The sequence below is a fragment of the Falsiruegeria mediterranea M17 genome (assembly GCF_900302455.1).
Lineage (GTDB): Bacteria > Pseudomonadota > Alphaproteobacteria > Rhodobacterales > Rhodobacteraceae > Falsiruegeria > Falsiruegeria mediterranea.
In genome coordinates, this window is the sequence record NZ_ONZG01000006.1 from 164,396 (window position 1) to 179,022 (window position 14,627).

The following is a 14,627-nucleotide window of genomic DNA, read 5'->3' on the forward strand; positions in this document are numbered from 1 at the left end:
CCAAGATGAAGGTGGTTGCTCGGCCCGTGAACCAGATCGATGGCTTGTTAAGGCTCAGGAACCCGAAATGGACAGAGTCTTCTCGACCGGCCAGCTTAGCCACAGCTGATCCCCCTCTGCGATATTGGGGGGGATGTCCTGATCGCGTGAAATGACCTTGATGTCGGTTCCGTTGTTTCGAAGAATGCAGGTGGCCATCGCCCCGGCGAACACACGACGTTCCAGTACAGCCTGACAGGTAGAGATTGCATCCTCCCCTGGCTTCGACGTGGAAATTGTGATGTTTTCAGGTCTCACTGCCAAGGTGCCGCCTGCGGGCAGATTGGCCGGGGTGCGAATGTCAGCGCCGTCCCCGGAAATATCTGACAGTATGTTGGCCTCGCCCAGAAATGCGGCGGTGAACAGATCAACCGGGTTGTTGTACACCTCTCGGGGGGGGCCGGCCTGGATCATTTTGCCGTCCCGAAGAATGCCGATTTTGTCGGACAGGGTCAGGGCCTCTTCTTGGTCATGCGTCACAAAGACCGTTGTGATGCCAATCTCGCGTTGAATGCGCTTCAACTCAAACTGCATGTCCACGCGCAAGGCCTTGTCCAGCGCTGAAAGCGGTTCGTCCAGCAAGAGCACCCGCGGGTTCGTTACGATCGCCCGCGCCAGTGCAACCCGCTGCCGTTGTCCCCCAGACAGTTGGTGGGGTTTGCGGTCTCCATGCTGACCAAGCTGCACGAGTTCCAGAGCTTCACCAATGCGCCGCTTCTCTTCGGTCGCCCCGACTTTGCGCACGCGCAGTCCAAAGCCGATATTGTCGGCCACGGTCATGTTTGGGAACAAGGCGTAGTTCTGAAACATCATGCCAATGTCACGTTTCTCGACTGGCGTGTTTTCGACGAATTCATCCCCAATCCGGATTGAGCCGCTGTCGGCAAAGATGAACCCGGCAATCGTTCTCAGCAGAGTTGTCTTGCCGCTTCCAGATGGGCCGAGCAAAGCAAAGAACCCGCCATCGGGGAAGTCCATTGTGACGTCATTCAGTGCCTTCAGTGATCCAAAAGACTTGGTAATGTTTTGAACAGAGACTTCGGCCATCAGCGTTCTCCTCCGAAGTTTGAAAACCGCGCTGCGACCAGCATCACGGCCATTGAGACAACAATGATAATTGTCGAGATTGCATTGATTTCTGGGGTGAACCCCTTGCGAATGGATGTGTAGATCAACACGGGCAGTGTGCTGTCACCCGGTTCGGACAGGAAATAGGACACGACAAACTGGTCAAAACTGACGGCGAAAGCAAATAGTGCACCTGCAATGATGCCCGAAGAAATCCAGGGCAGGGTCACCCGGCGCGTCACGGTCCAGCCATCCGCGCCCATTGAACGGGCGGCCTCTTCAAGCGTCGCGTCGAATGTGGCGAGTCGCGCGCTGACAACGACAATCACGTAAGGCAGCGCCAGCGCGACGTGCCCGATGATCACCGAGGGTGTGCCACGCCCCAGACCGATGCCAAAGAAAAAGATCAGCATTGCGGTGCCAGTGATCAGCCAGGGAATGGCAATCGGCGGGAACAGCATGACCTGTAGAAACCGCTTGCCGCGAAACTCGAACCGGAACAGCGCCACCGAAGCCGCCGTGCCAAGAATGGTCGCGATGATCGTGGTAATGATCGCGATGCCAACCGACCGGGTCGCCGCGTCGATGATCTCTGTGTTTCCTGCCAGTTTTTCATACCATTTCAACGAAAACTCAAACGGCAACTGGTAGTACTGCGAGGCGTTGAACGACATGAAGGCCATCACAAAGATCGGGGCATAGAGAAAGAACAGGATCAGCGCCAGCCACAGCTTCCCAAGTCTTGCCAGAAACGTGCCGCTCATGTCTGGGCTCTCCTCAAGACGGGGCTGGCCACGGCGAGGATCAGAAGCACGACGGCCAGCAGAATGAACGACAGCGCTGCGCCAAGCGGCCAATTGTAAACGGCCACAAATTGATCTTCGATCACCGTTCCGAAATAGGTGCCGACACGTCCACCCAGGATGCGCGGCTCCATGAATGAACCGACGACAGGCACAAAGATCAGAACAGCGCCTGCCAAAAGGCCCGGCAGCGACAGTGGCAAGATAATCCGCCACAGTATGGTGAGTTTGTTGGCGCTCATTGACCTGGCGGCGTCGATCAGATTGTCGTCAATCGCCTGAAGCGCCAGATAGGATGTCAGAATGATGTAGGGCAGGTAGGAATGAACCAACCCGATCACGATGGCCGGTGTTGAAAACATCAGGTTCACGTCCACCTCAAATGGCAGCACCGCGTTTAGTCCGATTTCTAGAACGCCATTGCCGCGCAGCACAATGGCCCAGGAAAAGATGCGCACCAGTGAATTGGACCAGAAGGGCAGGATGACAAGCAGAAACAGCGCTTCGCGCGACCGGCCCTTGATCACTTTGGCTAGCACATAGGCGCAGGGAAATCCGACAAGCACCGAGACCAAGGTGACGATCAACCCAAGTCGAATGGATTTCCAAAGCAGAATTGCGTAGGTAGACGTCTGAAAGAAGGCTTCGTAGTTTTCTGTCGTATGAGACCACTCTGCGTCACCGAACGGCACCTCTGAAAGAAAGCTGAAGTAGAGCATGGCTGACAGCGGCAGAAAGATCGCCACCGTCAACCAAAGATAGGCAGGGGAAAGCAGTCCGAAAATTCTCAGCCGCTCCTGATTTGCAAGAACCGTTGACATGACAGCTGTCCCTTCTGTGTGCCTTATTGAGCGGCCTTCAAGCTTTGCCACAACTCAAGGTATTTTTCGCGGTTCTCGTCCGAAACCGGGCGCTGGAACTGAACGCGGGCGACAACTTCGGGATCGCCAAGCACACGCTTGTTGAATGCATCATCCGGCAAGGCTGCTGCGGCCTTTGCATTGGCCGATGCTGGGGCACCTTCGGCGGCCCATTTCACATAGAATTCCGGGTCGATCATCCAGTTGATGAACTGATGCGCCGCTTCTTTCTTGGTCGAAGAACTTGGAATGGAAAGTCCATCAAGCCAACCAATTGCGCCTTCCTGCGGCACAATGAACTGTACGGGCAGACCCGCGGCCATCGACCGGCTTGCCGAGCCGGACCAGAAGGTGGCGACATCCAGATCGCCGGCAGCCATGAACTGGTTCCAGTCGTTTTCCGAACCCCAATAGGTTTTGATCTGAGGCATCAGGTCGGACAGTTTGGCTTCGATTGCATCCAGATCAGTGATGTTGTTGATGTCCTGGCCGGTTGCAATCGCAGCGAACTGTACCGCCTCCAACGCATCGTCGCGAATGGAGACTTTTCCTTCGTGCGCGGTGTCCCAAAACACTTCGATCGACGTCGGTAACTCGTCCACCTCATTGGTGTTCACGGCAAATGATGTAAGACCCCAGGTCCAGGGCACACCATGCAAAGCGCCGCCAGCGTTCAGGTCTTCATTGCCTTTTAGATTTTCGGGCACGTCCGCAAGGTTTGCGATCGATGCGGCATCAACTGGCCCGATCAGGCCTTCACCCTGTGCCTGAGGCGTAAACGCGGCGTTGATCAGTACCACGTCATATGCCCCGGGATTCGTCCGCAGCTTTGTCAGCATCTCCTGCTCGGAATTGAAATACTCGTGGATCACGGTATGTCCGGTCGACTTGGAAAAGGCATCTACGGCCCAACCCAGATCAGTCCCGTAACCTTGCCAGTTCAATACGCGGATCTCATCTGCCAACACGGCTGTTCCAGTGGCGGAAATGGCCAGAGTGGCGGCCAGTATTATTGGTTTGTTCACAGGTCTTCTCCCAGTTGTTCAGTGAAGTTGGATTGTCTCGACTAACCGGCCTCTTTCTTTTGAGTTGCCTCTTTCACGGCCGCGTGTGTGGGCGCTGTCGCCGGGCCTTTTTGTGTCGTTGACAATGCGGCGGCGATATTTGCGTATTCAGCCGCACGCATCGGGTCATCGACTTGCGATAGCCGTGCGATGAAACTGCCCACATGCGTATCGCCTGCGCCGTTGGTATCGACCGCTTGCACACGATAGGCAGGTACTTCACGGCAATACTGATGGGTGGCGACCAAACATCCCTTTGATCCGTTTCGGATAACCACCCCGCCTGATGCCGGACGTGATTCCGCGAGCGCCAAGGCGGCCTCGACCGGGTTTGATTTCCCGGTCAGGATCGCCGCCTCGCGCGCATTCGCGCTGACCCAGGTTGCCCGGTTCAGGGCCGCCGCCAGAGCCTCTTGTGGGATTGCCGCCACAACAGGAGAGGGATCAAAAACCAGGTTCGATATAGGTGCGTCCGAGTTGAGCCAGGACTGCAGAACATAGCGGGACCCGGCATAATGGAGGGCATAGCCCGACAACAGCGTCCAGTCGAAATCAGAAAAACTGATCTGCGCCAACGTGTCGGCTGTCACATGACCTTCTGCACCGTCGCTGGCCACAAATGTCCGTTCACCGTCCTGATCAATCAGAACCGAACAACATCCCTGGTCACGTTCCAGATCCTGTGTACGCAGGAATGGTATGCCTTCTGCGTTCAGGCCCTCGCGCACAATGTTGGCAAACGGACCCGAGCCGATTGAGCCGCCATAACAGACCATCATGCCAGCGCGTTTGGCGGCCACCATCGCGTTGAACCCGCCACCTGGCGTGATGGAGAACCCCCGAACGATGGCTTCTTCACCCGCGGCCGGCACGTGGTCAACCTCGTAAAGAAGATCTGCAACCACACCGGACATCTGAAGAAGACGACCACTCATGATGCATGTTCCATTTTACCATTCGCGGGAGCCTCGCCATCTGCACGCAGAGCAAGCAAGCCAGAGGCGGTGGCTTCAATCGGCAGATCGTTGGCGTCACGAACTGTTTTCACGGCGTCGGGACGTATTGCCTTCAGTCCCACGCAAGCACCTGCCATCGCTCCGGCAATTGCTCCGATTGTGTCGGTGTCATCCCCAATGTTTGCGGCTATTTTGGCCGCTTCCCATGGATCCCCGTCAGCCAGACGAACCACGCCAAAGGCGGTGGCGACAGATTCACAAGAGGCAACCGATGTGCCGATTGTTTCGGCCAATGCTTTTTCAGAGGCGTGTTTTTCAGCGACATCCAGAGCCTTCACAATGCGGTCGCGCATGTCGAGATGCCCGACCGGGAAACCCCGATCTTGCGCTTTGGCGGCGGCATGCAATGCGGTTTCAATCGCATCGTCAAAATCAAGTCCGCCAATGCCACAGCTGATCACGGCCGCCACAGCTGCGGCACCGGCAATTGCCTCGCCCGTGTTGTGAGTCATGCGGCAAGCCATTTCGATACTGTCGATAAAACGCGACATTGGATCAAACGGGGTTGCAATTCCGATGGGCGCGATGCGCATGGCCGCCCCATTGGTTGTTCCGTTTCGACCGGTTTCTTCAGCAGATGATCCTGCCAGAATGGCGTCTAGCGCGGCCTTTGAGGACGGTCCCAACAGATCACGCAACCCGCGCGCGCGTATGTCTTCCTCCCATGCGAGCAAATCATTGGCCCAACGGGTCTCGTCAACGCGCCCGCCATCCGTGATCAACCGGTTGGCCAACAGGAACGTTTGTTCGGTGTCATCTGTAACTTGTGCGGCCTGCAAGCCATGAGAGACAGGATGATCCGGAAAAGGTGCCAGGAAATCTGAAATCACCCCGTAGTGGCGTTCAATATCTTCACAGGGCAAAGTTTGGGACGGCATTCCAAGCGCATCGCCTATTGCGACCCCTGCAAGGGCTCCACATGCACGATCAAGCTGAAGCTCGGTAGTCATCCTCAGAATTCCATATGCAAGCCAAACAGCACAGGGTCCAATGTGCTTTCGACATATTCGATGACCGTGTCATCCGCCGCTTTGGTAAGCCTGCGCAAACGCAACATCGGTTCGCCTGCCTTGCGCCCCATCAGTTGCGCGTCTTCATTGGAAAGCGCAGGCAGCACGCTTGCCCATTCATCCCCACTTGCGACGACAAGGCCCTTGGACCGCAGCGTCTCGGTCAAGGATCCTTTCTTCAGCCCCTCGTCGAGCACCTCAGAAAGCCCGTCCCGCCATGCGATACGGCTACGTTCCAGCGACACTCCTTCACCTGTCTGAAGTCGGAACCGCAAGCGATCCACGGAAAGAAAGTCGGAGCCCAGGTTGTCAGGTGCCCCCGGAATGTCCATCGCTCCACGTGATAGTCGCAGTACCCGTGTGCCAAGCTCCGTTTCACCGGAAGACAGGGCCACACTCCAACCGGATCGGTCGTCGATGGTTTTGCCGCCAAAGGTCACAAATGAGCCGATGCCGCTCTTGGTTGTGATCAACCCTCTGCTGCTCAGAATCTCAAGGCTCTTGCGCACGGTATTGCGACTTACCGAGAACCGCTTGACCAGAGCATTCTCGCTGGCCAGCGGTGCCCCCTTGCCAAGAACGCCTGAACGAATTTCGTTCTCGAGCAAATGCGCGATCTTGACGGACTTGGAGGCGCCAATCAGTTCGCTACCTGTAGAGTCATGTTTATACTTGTTCACACTTGTTCCTTATCTGACTCACATCTGCGATGTCAATAACAGAAGACACCGCTGCGTTTGACCTGGAGAAAGCCGCGGTTTGTTCAGCAGCGAGGTGCAGTCGTTCAAACACGACGCAGCATTTGGCAAAGTGTGCTTGAACCAGACAGGTGTCGCTGAGCCAAAAGCGCCTGGTTTTCGCACTCCCACTATCGCCAACAATCTGTCAACGCCTTTGCCGCTGGACGCTGATGGGGCAATTGGGTAATCGGGTCGGGACTGATCGCACGAAAAGGAACCGCCCCATGTCCGGACACGGCACGCCCATCCCGATGACCTCAAGCCCCTGTGGTCCGCTGAGCGGTGTGGCCGAGGTGCCGGGCGACAAGTCGATCTCGCATCGTTCACTCATTCTGGGTGCCATGGCGGTGGGTGAAACCCGGATCACCGGATTGCTTGAGGGCGAGGATGTGTTGGATACCGCCAAGGCCATGCGCGCCTTTGGAGCCGAGGTGACCAAACATGAGGATGGCAGCTGGTCGGTGCATGGTGTGGGCGTTGGTGGTTTTGCCGAGCCCGACAACGTGATCGACTGCGGCAATTCGGGCACCGGTGTGCGGCTGATCATGGGGGCGATGGCCTCCTCTCCGATCACGGCGACCTTTACCGGCGACGCCAGCCTGAATGGCCGCCCCATGGCCCGGGTGACCGACCCGCTGGCGCTGTTTGGAGCGCAGACCGTGGGCCGCAAGGGCGGGCGCTTGCCGATGACCATCGTGGGTGCAGCGGACCCTGTGCCGGTGCGCTACGAAGTGCCAGTCCCCTCGGCTCAGGTGAAATCCGCCGTTCTGCTGGCGGGCCTGAATGCACCGGGCCAGACCGTTGTGATCGAGAAGGAAGCCACCCGCGACCATTCTGAACGGATGCTGGCAGGATTTGGTGCCGAGATCACGGTCGAGGACACCGACGAGGGTCGGGTGATCACCCTGACAGGACGCCCTGAGCTGAAACCGCAGGTCATTGCCGTGCCGCGTGATCCGTCCTCGGCGGCCTTTCCCGTCTGTGCCGCTCTGCTTGCACCGGGCTCGGACGTTCTGGTGCCGGGCATTGGCCTGAACCCGACGCGCGCAGGGCTGTTTACCACGCTGCGCGAGATGGGCGCTGATCTGACCTATGAGAACGAGCGGGAAGAGGGCGGCGAGCCGGTCGCGGACCTGCGCGCGCGGTATTCGCCCAACATGAAGGGCATTGAGGTGCCGCCCGAGCGCGCGGCGTCGATGATCGACGAATACCCGGTGCTGTCCGTTGTCGCCGCAAATGCTACCGGCACCACGATGATGGCGGGCGTCAAGGAGCTGCGGGTCAAGGAAAGTGACCGGATTGATGCCATGGCCCGAGGCCTGCGCGCCAATGGTGTCACCGTGGACGAGGGTGACGATTGGTGGTCGGTCACAGGACTGGGCATCGGCAACGTTCCGGGTGGCGGCACCTGCGAAAGCTATCTGGATCACCGCATCGCCATGTCCTTCATGGTGATGGGCATGGGTGCGCAATCGCCAGTTTCGGTCGATGACGGTGGCCCGATCGCCACGTCTTTCCCGATCTTCGAGCCGCTGATGGCCAGCCTTGGGGCAAAGGTCGCGCGGGGTTAACCCCCTCGCTGTCGCTTAGATATAGCCGAGTGACCAGACCACGGTGCCGATGCCAAGGGCGAACCACACCAGCAATACGGTCCAATAGGTCCACGGATCCTCGTCGCTTGCGACGGGTTCCCACAGGTATGTGTAGCCCATGAACAGATCCTTGACCGCCCAAAGGATCAGGCCGATGCCGACGTAAAACCAGATATCCATGATCGTCTCTTGAATTGAGTGAGTGTACGTTCTTTAACATACTCCATCCGAGCCCTGCAATTGCGATTGACGGGGAAATAAGTGAACGATAACTCAATTTTCATGTTACACTCTGATTGCGCCGTTTTGAACAGGCGCAATCAGGGAGAGATAGATGTTCAAACAATCCATTATTCAGGCGCTGACCGTGACCGGGTTTGCGCTTTTGCCCACATGGGTCGCTGCCTTTGATCAAGTGGATCCGGCCGAGGTGGGCTTTGATCCGGACAAGGTGGCCGGTATCGCGCAGATGCTGGACAGGGACTTGGCCGAAGGGCGTATTCTGGGCGGCACGGTTTCGATCCTGCGGAACGACAGGCTGGCACTGCACCACGCGACGGGTAAACGGACACCCGATGGCCCAAACCAAGAGATCGACGACATTTTCCGGATCTTTTCAATGACCAAACCCATCGTCTCGGTCGCGGCCATGATACTGGTCGAACGCGGGCATTTGGAACTCGACGCGCCACTCAGCCAATACATCCCCGAATTTGCCGAAACCAAACTGATCGAGGTGAGCGGTCTTTATGAGCCCGAACGCGAGATCACTGTCCGAGATCTGCTGCGACACACTTCGGGCATCGTTTACGGGTTCTTCGGCGACACATTTGCGCGCGACGAATACAAGAAACACAACCTGCTGGACACCGCGGTCAGTACCGGCGATCACGCCCGTCTGATCGCCAGGCTGCCGTTGGAACATGAACCCGGCGCGGCCTGGGAATACGGCAGGTCAACGGATGTTTTGGGCCATGTGATCGAAGTTGTTTCAGGGCAGCGGCTCGATCAGTTCCTGCAGGCCGAGGTCCTGGATCCCCTGAACATGATCGACACCGCATTCTTTGTGCCACAGGACAAGGACGACCGTATCGCCCTGCCAGGCCAGCAGGGGTTCCTGTTCGATCCCATGATCGAACCTGCCTATCACTCGGGCGGCAGTGGCCTGATGTCGACCGCGCCGGATTACCTGCAATTTGTAGGTATGCTGTTGAACGGCGGTGAGTTGGATGGCGTTCGCATCCTGAAACCCGAAACCGTGGCGGATATGGGTAGGGATCAATTGATTGGTGTGCGTCCGGGCAATTATGACCTCTTGGGGGACGAGAACACCTTTGGCCTGGGCTTTGCTGTGCGTCAGTCTGAGGCGGGAACTGGCAAGGGCTCGGTCGGGGACATGTGGTGGGGCGGCTTTGCCGGAACCTACTTCTGGATTGATCCGGCGAAGGACATGGCCGTTGTCTTCATGATTCAGAATCCTGAACAGCGCGAATACTACCGCCCGGTCTTGCGCAACGCGGTCTATGAGGCTCTGACAGGCAACTAAGCGCTGTCCCCGGCATGGAAAACGCAGCGCCGGGGATTGCCAAAGCGGCGCCCAGATCAAATAAGGTGAGACAGACCTTGTTAGGGGAGCTCCATGCGTTTCACCATCGCTATAGACGGACCGGCCGCAGCCGGCAAAGGCACGATTTCAAAGGGCGTGTCGGCGCATTTCGGCTTTGCGCATCTGGACACCGGGCTGCTCTACCGCGCCGTTGGCCGTCGGACGCTGGATGGTGAAGCGGCCGAGGCCGCCGCGTTGGAGCTGAGGCCCGAAGATCTGGAGCGTGACGACCTGCGCACTGCGCATGTGGCGCAGGCCGCCAGCAAGGTCGCCGTCATCCCCGAAGTGCGCGCGGCATTGGTGGACTTCCAGCGCACCTTTGCCCGCCGCGAGGGTGGGGCGGTGCTGGACGGCCGCGATATCGGTACGGTGATCTGTCCCGAAGCCGAGGTAAAGCTCTATGTCACCGCCACGCCCGAAGTGCGCGCCGAGCGCCGCTATCTGGAGTTGGCGGGCAAGGGAGCGGATATCAGCCGCGAACAGGTGCTGGCCGATGTCAAGGAACGCGACGCCCGCGATATGGAGCGCGCGCAGGCCCCACTGATCCCTGCCAAGGACGCGAATTTGGTGGACACCAGCGAGCTGTCGATCGACGACGCGCTGGCGGCAGCCATCGCCATCGTGCAGGGCAGGTTACCGCATGACGGTTGAGCCGATCACCAACCTGTGTATCGCTCATCGGTGCGCGCCTCCCTAGGCTTGGAATATCCCAAACCCGGAGGCCCGCCATGATCCGTCTTGTCCTGCTCTTGTCGATGCTGTCCCTGGGCACGATGACCGCTGCTCAGGACGCGGAGGAAGCGCCCAAGGCCAGCGAAGCCGAACAGCCGATGACTTATGAACGGCTGGGTAAGATCATCTTTGTCCTCGATCCTGATGCACAGCCACGCGGTCCGGGGTTCGAGCTGTCCGTTGCAGGCGTGCCGATTATCGTGGTGACTGATCCGGTCGCCGACCGCATGCGCGCCATGGTTCCGATCCGCCGAGCAGACGAACTGACAAGTGAAGACATGCAGCGGATGATGCAGGCCAATTTCGATACCGCGCTCGACGCCCGCTATGCCATTGCCAACGGCACGCTATGGGCTGCGTTCATTCACCCGCTGTCGCCGCTGGAAAAGGATCAGTTCATCTCGGGCCTGGCGCAGACCGTCAACATCGCCAAAACCTACGGAACGCTTTATTCGGGGGGCGCCGCGCAATATGGCGGCGGCGACAGCGGCAATCTGCAACGCGCGCTGATCGAGGAACTTCTCAAGAAGGGCGAAGAGATCTAAGCAGGTGCAAGCGGATTGGCGGCGATCGGAGCCAATGTTGCAAGACTGCGAAGCGAAACATGCTGTCGCGACAGCGCTGTTTGCACCAACCCCCGTATTTCTACAGCGCGGGTGATGGCCCCCAAAATGAATGTATTTTGCGAAACCCTGGTCAAAAGGGCATACTTGGACGCAGATTGTTTTCTAGATTTCCCTCTAGGATTTCTTCCGATGGTGGTTAAACAACCCAATATTCTGACGCGATGCGTTGCAGCGATTGGCTTATCGATCCGCTCCAAACTGCTGATTGCATTCATGGGCATCACCGGTCTGCTTGTCGCCTTGTCGCTTTTTGGGCTCTACTCATTGCAGCAGTCTCACGCCCGTACCCAAGCATTGATCCGAGATCAGGAGCGCATCGAGTATTTCACCCAAATCCACGCATATGTCGGCGATCTTATCGCGATGACTGTCGGACAATACACACCCTATGGGCTCAACAATGCGGGGTCAGGGGGATTTTTTGGCGCCCCAGTTGATGCTCGTGTCGGCGACCTTCAATTGTTCGTTGCCAAGGGCGTTCGGCACTTCGGGCAAGCTGGCATGCAGGACGCGGACCTAGTTGCGCGCCTTCGGTTTGAGTTGGCGGTTCTCCGGCCACATGCCATCGAGGTGCAACGCCTGCGTCGCGAAGAAGGCAAGCCGGTGGCAGCCCCTTATGCCATGGAAAAACTGTTTGAACCGCTGCGCAGCATTCAGCGCGATGTTTATACCGTCGTCCAAGGCATCGAAAGAGACATGGCCGCCAAGGCCAGGTCGACGGCTGTGGCCTATCAGACCTCGCGCCAATTGGTGGTTACTTCGGCAATGGTCGCCGTAGGCATATCGCTCTTGCTGGGCTATGCCATCTCGTCCTCTCTGATCTGGCCGGTTCGGCGGATCGGACAAACGCTGGATACAGTTGCCAAAGGGGGCTTTGACGCCCGTGTCTCTGTTCCAAATCGGGATGAGCTCGGCGAGTTGGCTCACAATGTCAACGCCACGAGTGAGCAGCTTGGCGACCTCTACCAAGAAGTCGAAAGCCAGCGTGCAGAGTTGGCAAAAGAGCATGCCAAGTCTGAGGCGCTTTTGTACAACCTGCTGCCCGCCGACATAGCAGCCCGCCTGAAGCTCGAACCGGACAGGACAATCGCCGATAGCCTCCCCAGGGTGGCGATCCTGTTTGCCGACATCGTGGATTTCACGCCCAGGGCCGTTTCATTGCCGCCCGAGGATGTCGTGGGTTTTCTGAACAAGATATTCAGTGCCTTTGATGAGCTGGCGGAAAAACACGGGCTGGAAAAGGTCAAGACCATCGGGGACGCCTATATGGTTGCCGCCGGGATGCCGTCCCCAGTCGGGGACCCGGTCCATCGCGTGGCAGAGATGGCCCTGGACATGCAACGGGTCGTGATCGAGATGTCTTCGGAGTTTCCCGAAGGCCTTGAGGTTCGCATCGGGCTTCACGCAGGTCCGGCCGTGGCTGGTGTTATCGGGAGCCGAAAGCTGTTCTACGACGTTTGGGGCGAGACGGTGAATACAGCCTCTAGAATGGAAAGCCTCGGGGAACCGGGCCGCATTCAAGTCACTGCAGAGGTAAAGGCAGAGCTGGAACCGGGGTTCCAATTTGTTCCACGCGGGCTGGTCGACGTCAAAGGTATTGGCGAGGTGGAGACCTGGTGGTTGTCTGGAAAGCAGGCTGCAGCTTAGGACTTGTCCTTCATACGAAATTGTTGGGAACCAACGCGGCCCATTCCAAGAGTTGTGTTCTCGTCAACAAGAGAGGAGGCCGGAGCAACCTTTCGGCGCTCCGGCCCAACCCGCCGTTCGTGAGTGATGGCAGGACGTCGTAGTCCACGGCGGGTGTATCTGATCCTTGCTGAGCAAAGACCGTGCCGCCGTCGGAACATCGTCAAAATCCGGTCCGGGGAGGCAATCTGTCGGACGTACCTATGTCCCCGGAACGAAGGGTTCAATTAAGGTTTTCCATAGTTCGAAGCGGAAAAAGCGTCGAGACTTAGCCCAAACTGGCGATTTCCCACTCATGACCTTACGTCAATGCGTGTCCTTTTGCCTGTTCAGCTCCGCTTGCTCAACGGGTGTTGGCGTGTGGTTGAACACAAAGGCCGTGCGACAGGCCTCTTCCCCGCCAAGTTCTGCGATCTTGAGGCGCTGATCGGCAAAGGCGCGGGCGTTGATGTCCTCGGGGTCACATATCTCGCGCAGGCGCCGTTCGCCTTCGATCAGGGCTGCCCGAACCTCGGGATCATTTACGCCGTCCACGGCACGGTTCACCTGTTCATGCGGGTCCGTGTTCAAATCAAAAAGCTGCGGTGAATGGCCCACGTAGTGCACGTATTTCCAGTGTCCCCACCGCACCATGAACGTCCCGGTCTTGGAGCCGCCGTCATGATACTCGCTGAACCCTGTGCGATCCAAATCATCCGGCGCATTGGCAATATTGCGCAGGGACATGCCTGGCAGCTCCGCGCTGGCATCGTCCTCGGGCACTGCGCAGACCTCGCGCGCGGTGGCCGCGATATCGACCAGGTTGGTGCAGGTTGCCACCCGGTGCCCGGCGGGAACCCCCGGACCTGCGGCGATCATCGGGACACCGGCGCTGGCCTCGTACATCACCTGTTTGGTCCAGAACCCCTGATCCCCCATCATGTCACCGTGGTCCGAAACATACAGGACCACTGTGTTTTCCAACTGCCCGCTCTCTTCCAGCGCTTTCAGGACGCGGCCCACACAGTCATCCATGAAGGACGTCAGCCCGTAGTAGGCCACCTTGGCCTCGCGCATCTTCTGTTCGTCGAAATAGTCGTCGTAGTGGAAGAAGTCCTTGATGTTGCGCAGCTCGGGGTGATCGGGGATGTCCTGGCCGTAACCCACCGGCAAATCCATATCCGCGGGGTCATAAAGCGCCGACCACCCCTCGGGGCAGGTGAGGGGGTAATGTGGGCTGACCAGCGACACGAAAGCCGCCCAGGGATGCTCTTGGCGTGCAGGGTCGGCCAGCCAGGCCTCGGCCGCGTCCGTGATGGCCAGGTCATAGTCGGTGTAGGTCGACGGGCCGACACCGACATCGCCAGCCAGTTCTGCAGCAGAGTCATAGGGCGGCGGGTTTTCCCGCAGCAGACCCACGGCCCAGCCCACGCCCCCCACCACATGCATTGGCAGGATCTCCTCGGAAAACCCGTTGTCATCCTCGCCAGAGCGGAAATGCAGCTTGCCGATGCTCACCACCTCGCGCCCCGCGTCACGAAGTTGGCCCATCCAACTGCGCGGATGCCCGGTGTAGGGTGTGGCGCTGTCCCAATTGCCGGTCTTGTGCACCCAATCGCCCGCCGCCAGCGCGGCCCGCGTGGGCACGCACATGGGCGAGGGGGTATAGGCTGCGTCATAAATCGTGCCACGTGCAGCCAAGGCATCCAGGTTTGGCGTCTTCACGATCGGATGACCCGCGCAACCCATCGCATCTTTGCGATGTTCATCCGAGATAATGACCAGGAAATTGGTGTGGTTGCTCAT

At 58.4% G+C, this 14,627-nt stretch carries 14 protein-coding genes; 5 read left to right on the forward strand and 9 right to left on the reverse strand.

Going from position 1 to position 14,627, the window contains the following annotated elements; genetic code table 11:
* Nucleotides 1-54 precede the first annotated feature (54 nt).
* From TRM7615_RS13335 to TRM7615_RS13365, 7 genes are read right to left on the reverse strand one after another with little or no spacing between them, the layout of a single operon-like run.
* A complete protein-coding gene (locus tag TRM7615_RS13335) occupies nucleotides 55-1,086 on the reverse strand; it encodes an ABC transporter ATP-binding protein (RefSeq protein WP_108788311.1) in 1,032 nt (343 codons plus the stop codon).
* Nucleotides 1,086-1,871: an ABC transporter permease gene (locus tag TRM7615_RS13340; protein ID WP_108788313.1), complete on the reverse strand. Its 786-nt coding sequence runs from the start codon at nucleotides 1,869-1,871 to the stop codon at nucleotides 1,086-1,088. The genes TRM7615_RS13335 and TRM7615_RS13340 overlap by 1 nt, the downstream gene beginning before the upstream one ends.
* Nucleotides 1,868-2,731 (reverse strand): ABC transporter permease, encoded by an 864-nt coding sequence (locus tag TRM7615_RS13345; protein WP_108788315.1) that lies wholly within the window; start codon nucleotides 2,729-2,731, stop codon nucleotides 1,868-1,870. Before TRM7615_RS13345 ends, TRM7615_RS13340 begins: the two co-directional genes overlap by 4 nt.
* Nucleotides 2,732-2,754: 23 nt before the next feature.
* On the reverse strand, nucleotides 2,755-3,795 hold the full coding sequence (locus TRM7615_RS13350) for an ABC transporter substrate-binding protein (protein WP_108788317.1): 1,041 nt from the start codon (nucleotides 3,793-3,795) through the stop codon (nucleotides 2,755-2,757).
* A 41-nt stretch (nucleotides 3,796-3,836) separates the two neighbouring features.
* Nucleotides 3,837-4,769: a PfkB family carbohydrate kinase gene (locus tag TRM7615_RS13355; protein WP_108788319.1), complete on the reverse strand. Its 933-nt coding sequence runs from the start codon at nucleotides 4,767-4,769 to the stop codon at nucleotides 3,837-3,839.
* Nucleotides 4,766-5,800 (reverse strand): ADP-ribosylglycohydrolase family protein, encoded by a 1,035-nt coding sequence (locus tag TRM7615_RS13360; protein ID WP_108788321.1) that lies wholly within the window; start codon nucleotides 5,798-5,800, stop codon nucleotides 4,766-4,768. Before TRM7615_RS13360 ends, TRM7615_RS13355 begins: the two co-directional genes overlap by 4 nt.
* A gap of 2 nt (nucleotides 5,801-5,802) precedes the next feature.
* Nucleotides 5,803-6,540 carry a GntR family transcriptional regulator gene (locus TRM7615_RS13365; protein WP_108788323.1) on the reverse strand — a complete coding sequence of 246 codons (738 nt, stop codon included), beginning with the start codon at nucleotides 6,538-6,540 and terminating at the stop codon, nucleotides 5,803-5,805.
* Between the two features lie 284 nt (nucleotides 6,541-6,824).
* Between TRM7615_RS13365 and aroA the strand changes: the two genes are divergently transcribed.
* Entirely contained in the window at nucleotides 6,825-8,171 is a 1,347-nt protein-coding gene (gene aroA / locus TRM7615_RS13370) for a 3-phosphoshikimate 1-carboxyvinyltransferase (RefSeq protein WP_108788325.1), read from the forward strand.
* A gap of 15 nt (nucleotides 8,172-8,186) precedes the next feature.
* Here the strand turns inward: aroA and TRM7615_RS13375 are convergent, their stop codons facing one another.
* Nucleotides 8,187-8,372, reverse strand: a complete 186-nt coding sequence (locus TRM7615_RS13375; RefSeq protein WP_108788327.1) for a hypothetical protein — start codon at nucleotides 8,370-8,372, stop codon at nucleotides 8,187-8,189.
* Between the two features lie 154 nt (nucleotides 8,373-8,526).
* Between TRM7615_RS13375 and TRM7615_RS13380 the strand changes: the two genes are divergently transcribed.
* From TRM7615_RS13380 to TRM7615_RS13395, 4 genes are all read left to right on the forward strand, one after another.
* Nucleotides 8,527-9,738 (forward strand): serine hydrolase domain-containing protein, encoded by a 1,212-nt coding sequence (locus TRM7615_RS13380; protein WP_108788329.1) that lies wholly within the window; start codon nucleotides 8,527-8,529, stop codon nucleotides 9,736-9,738.
* 93 nt (nucleotides 9,739-9,831) lie between these two features.
* Entirely contained in the window at nucleotides 9,832-10,449 is a 618-nt protein-coding gene (locus tag TRM7615_RS13385; RefSeq protein WP_108788331.1) for a (d)CMP kinase, read from the forward strand.
* 77 nt (nucleotides 10,450-10,526) lie between these two features.
* Entirely contained in the window at nucleotides 10,527-11,075 is a 549-nt protein-coding gene (locus TRM7615_RS13390) for a hypothetical protein (RefSeq protein ID WP_108788333.1), read from the forward strand.
* Nucleotides 11,076-11,285: 210 nt separating this feature from the next.
* Nucleotides 11,286-12,803 carry an adenylate/guanylate cyclase domain-containing protein gene (locus TRM7615_RS13395; protein ID WP_165821429.1) on the forward strand — a complete coding sequence of 506 codons (1,518 nt, stop codon included), beginning with the start codon at nucleotides 11,286-11,288 and terminating at the stop codon, nucleotides 12,801-12,803.
* Between the two features lie 345 nt (nucleotides 12,804-13,148).
* Here the strand turns inward: TRM7615_RS13395 and TRM7615_RS13400 are convergent, their stop codons facing one another.
* On the reverse strand, nucleotides 13,149-14,627 hold the full coding sequence (locus tag TRM7615_RS13400; protein WP_108788597.1) for a sulfatase family protein: 1,479 nt from the start codon (nucleotides 14,625-14,627) through the stop codon (nucleotides 13,149-13,151).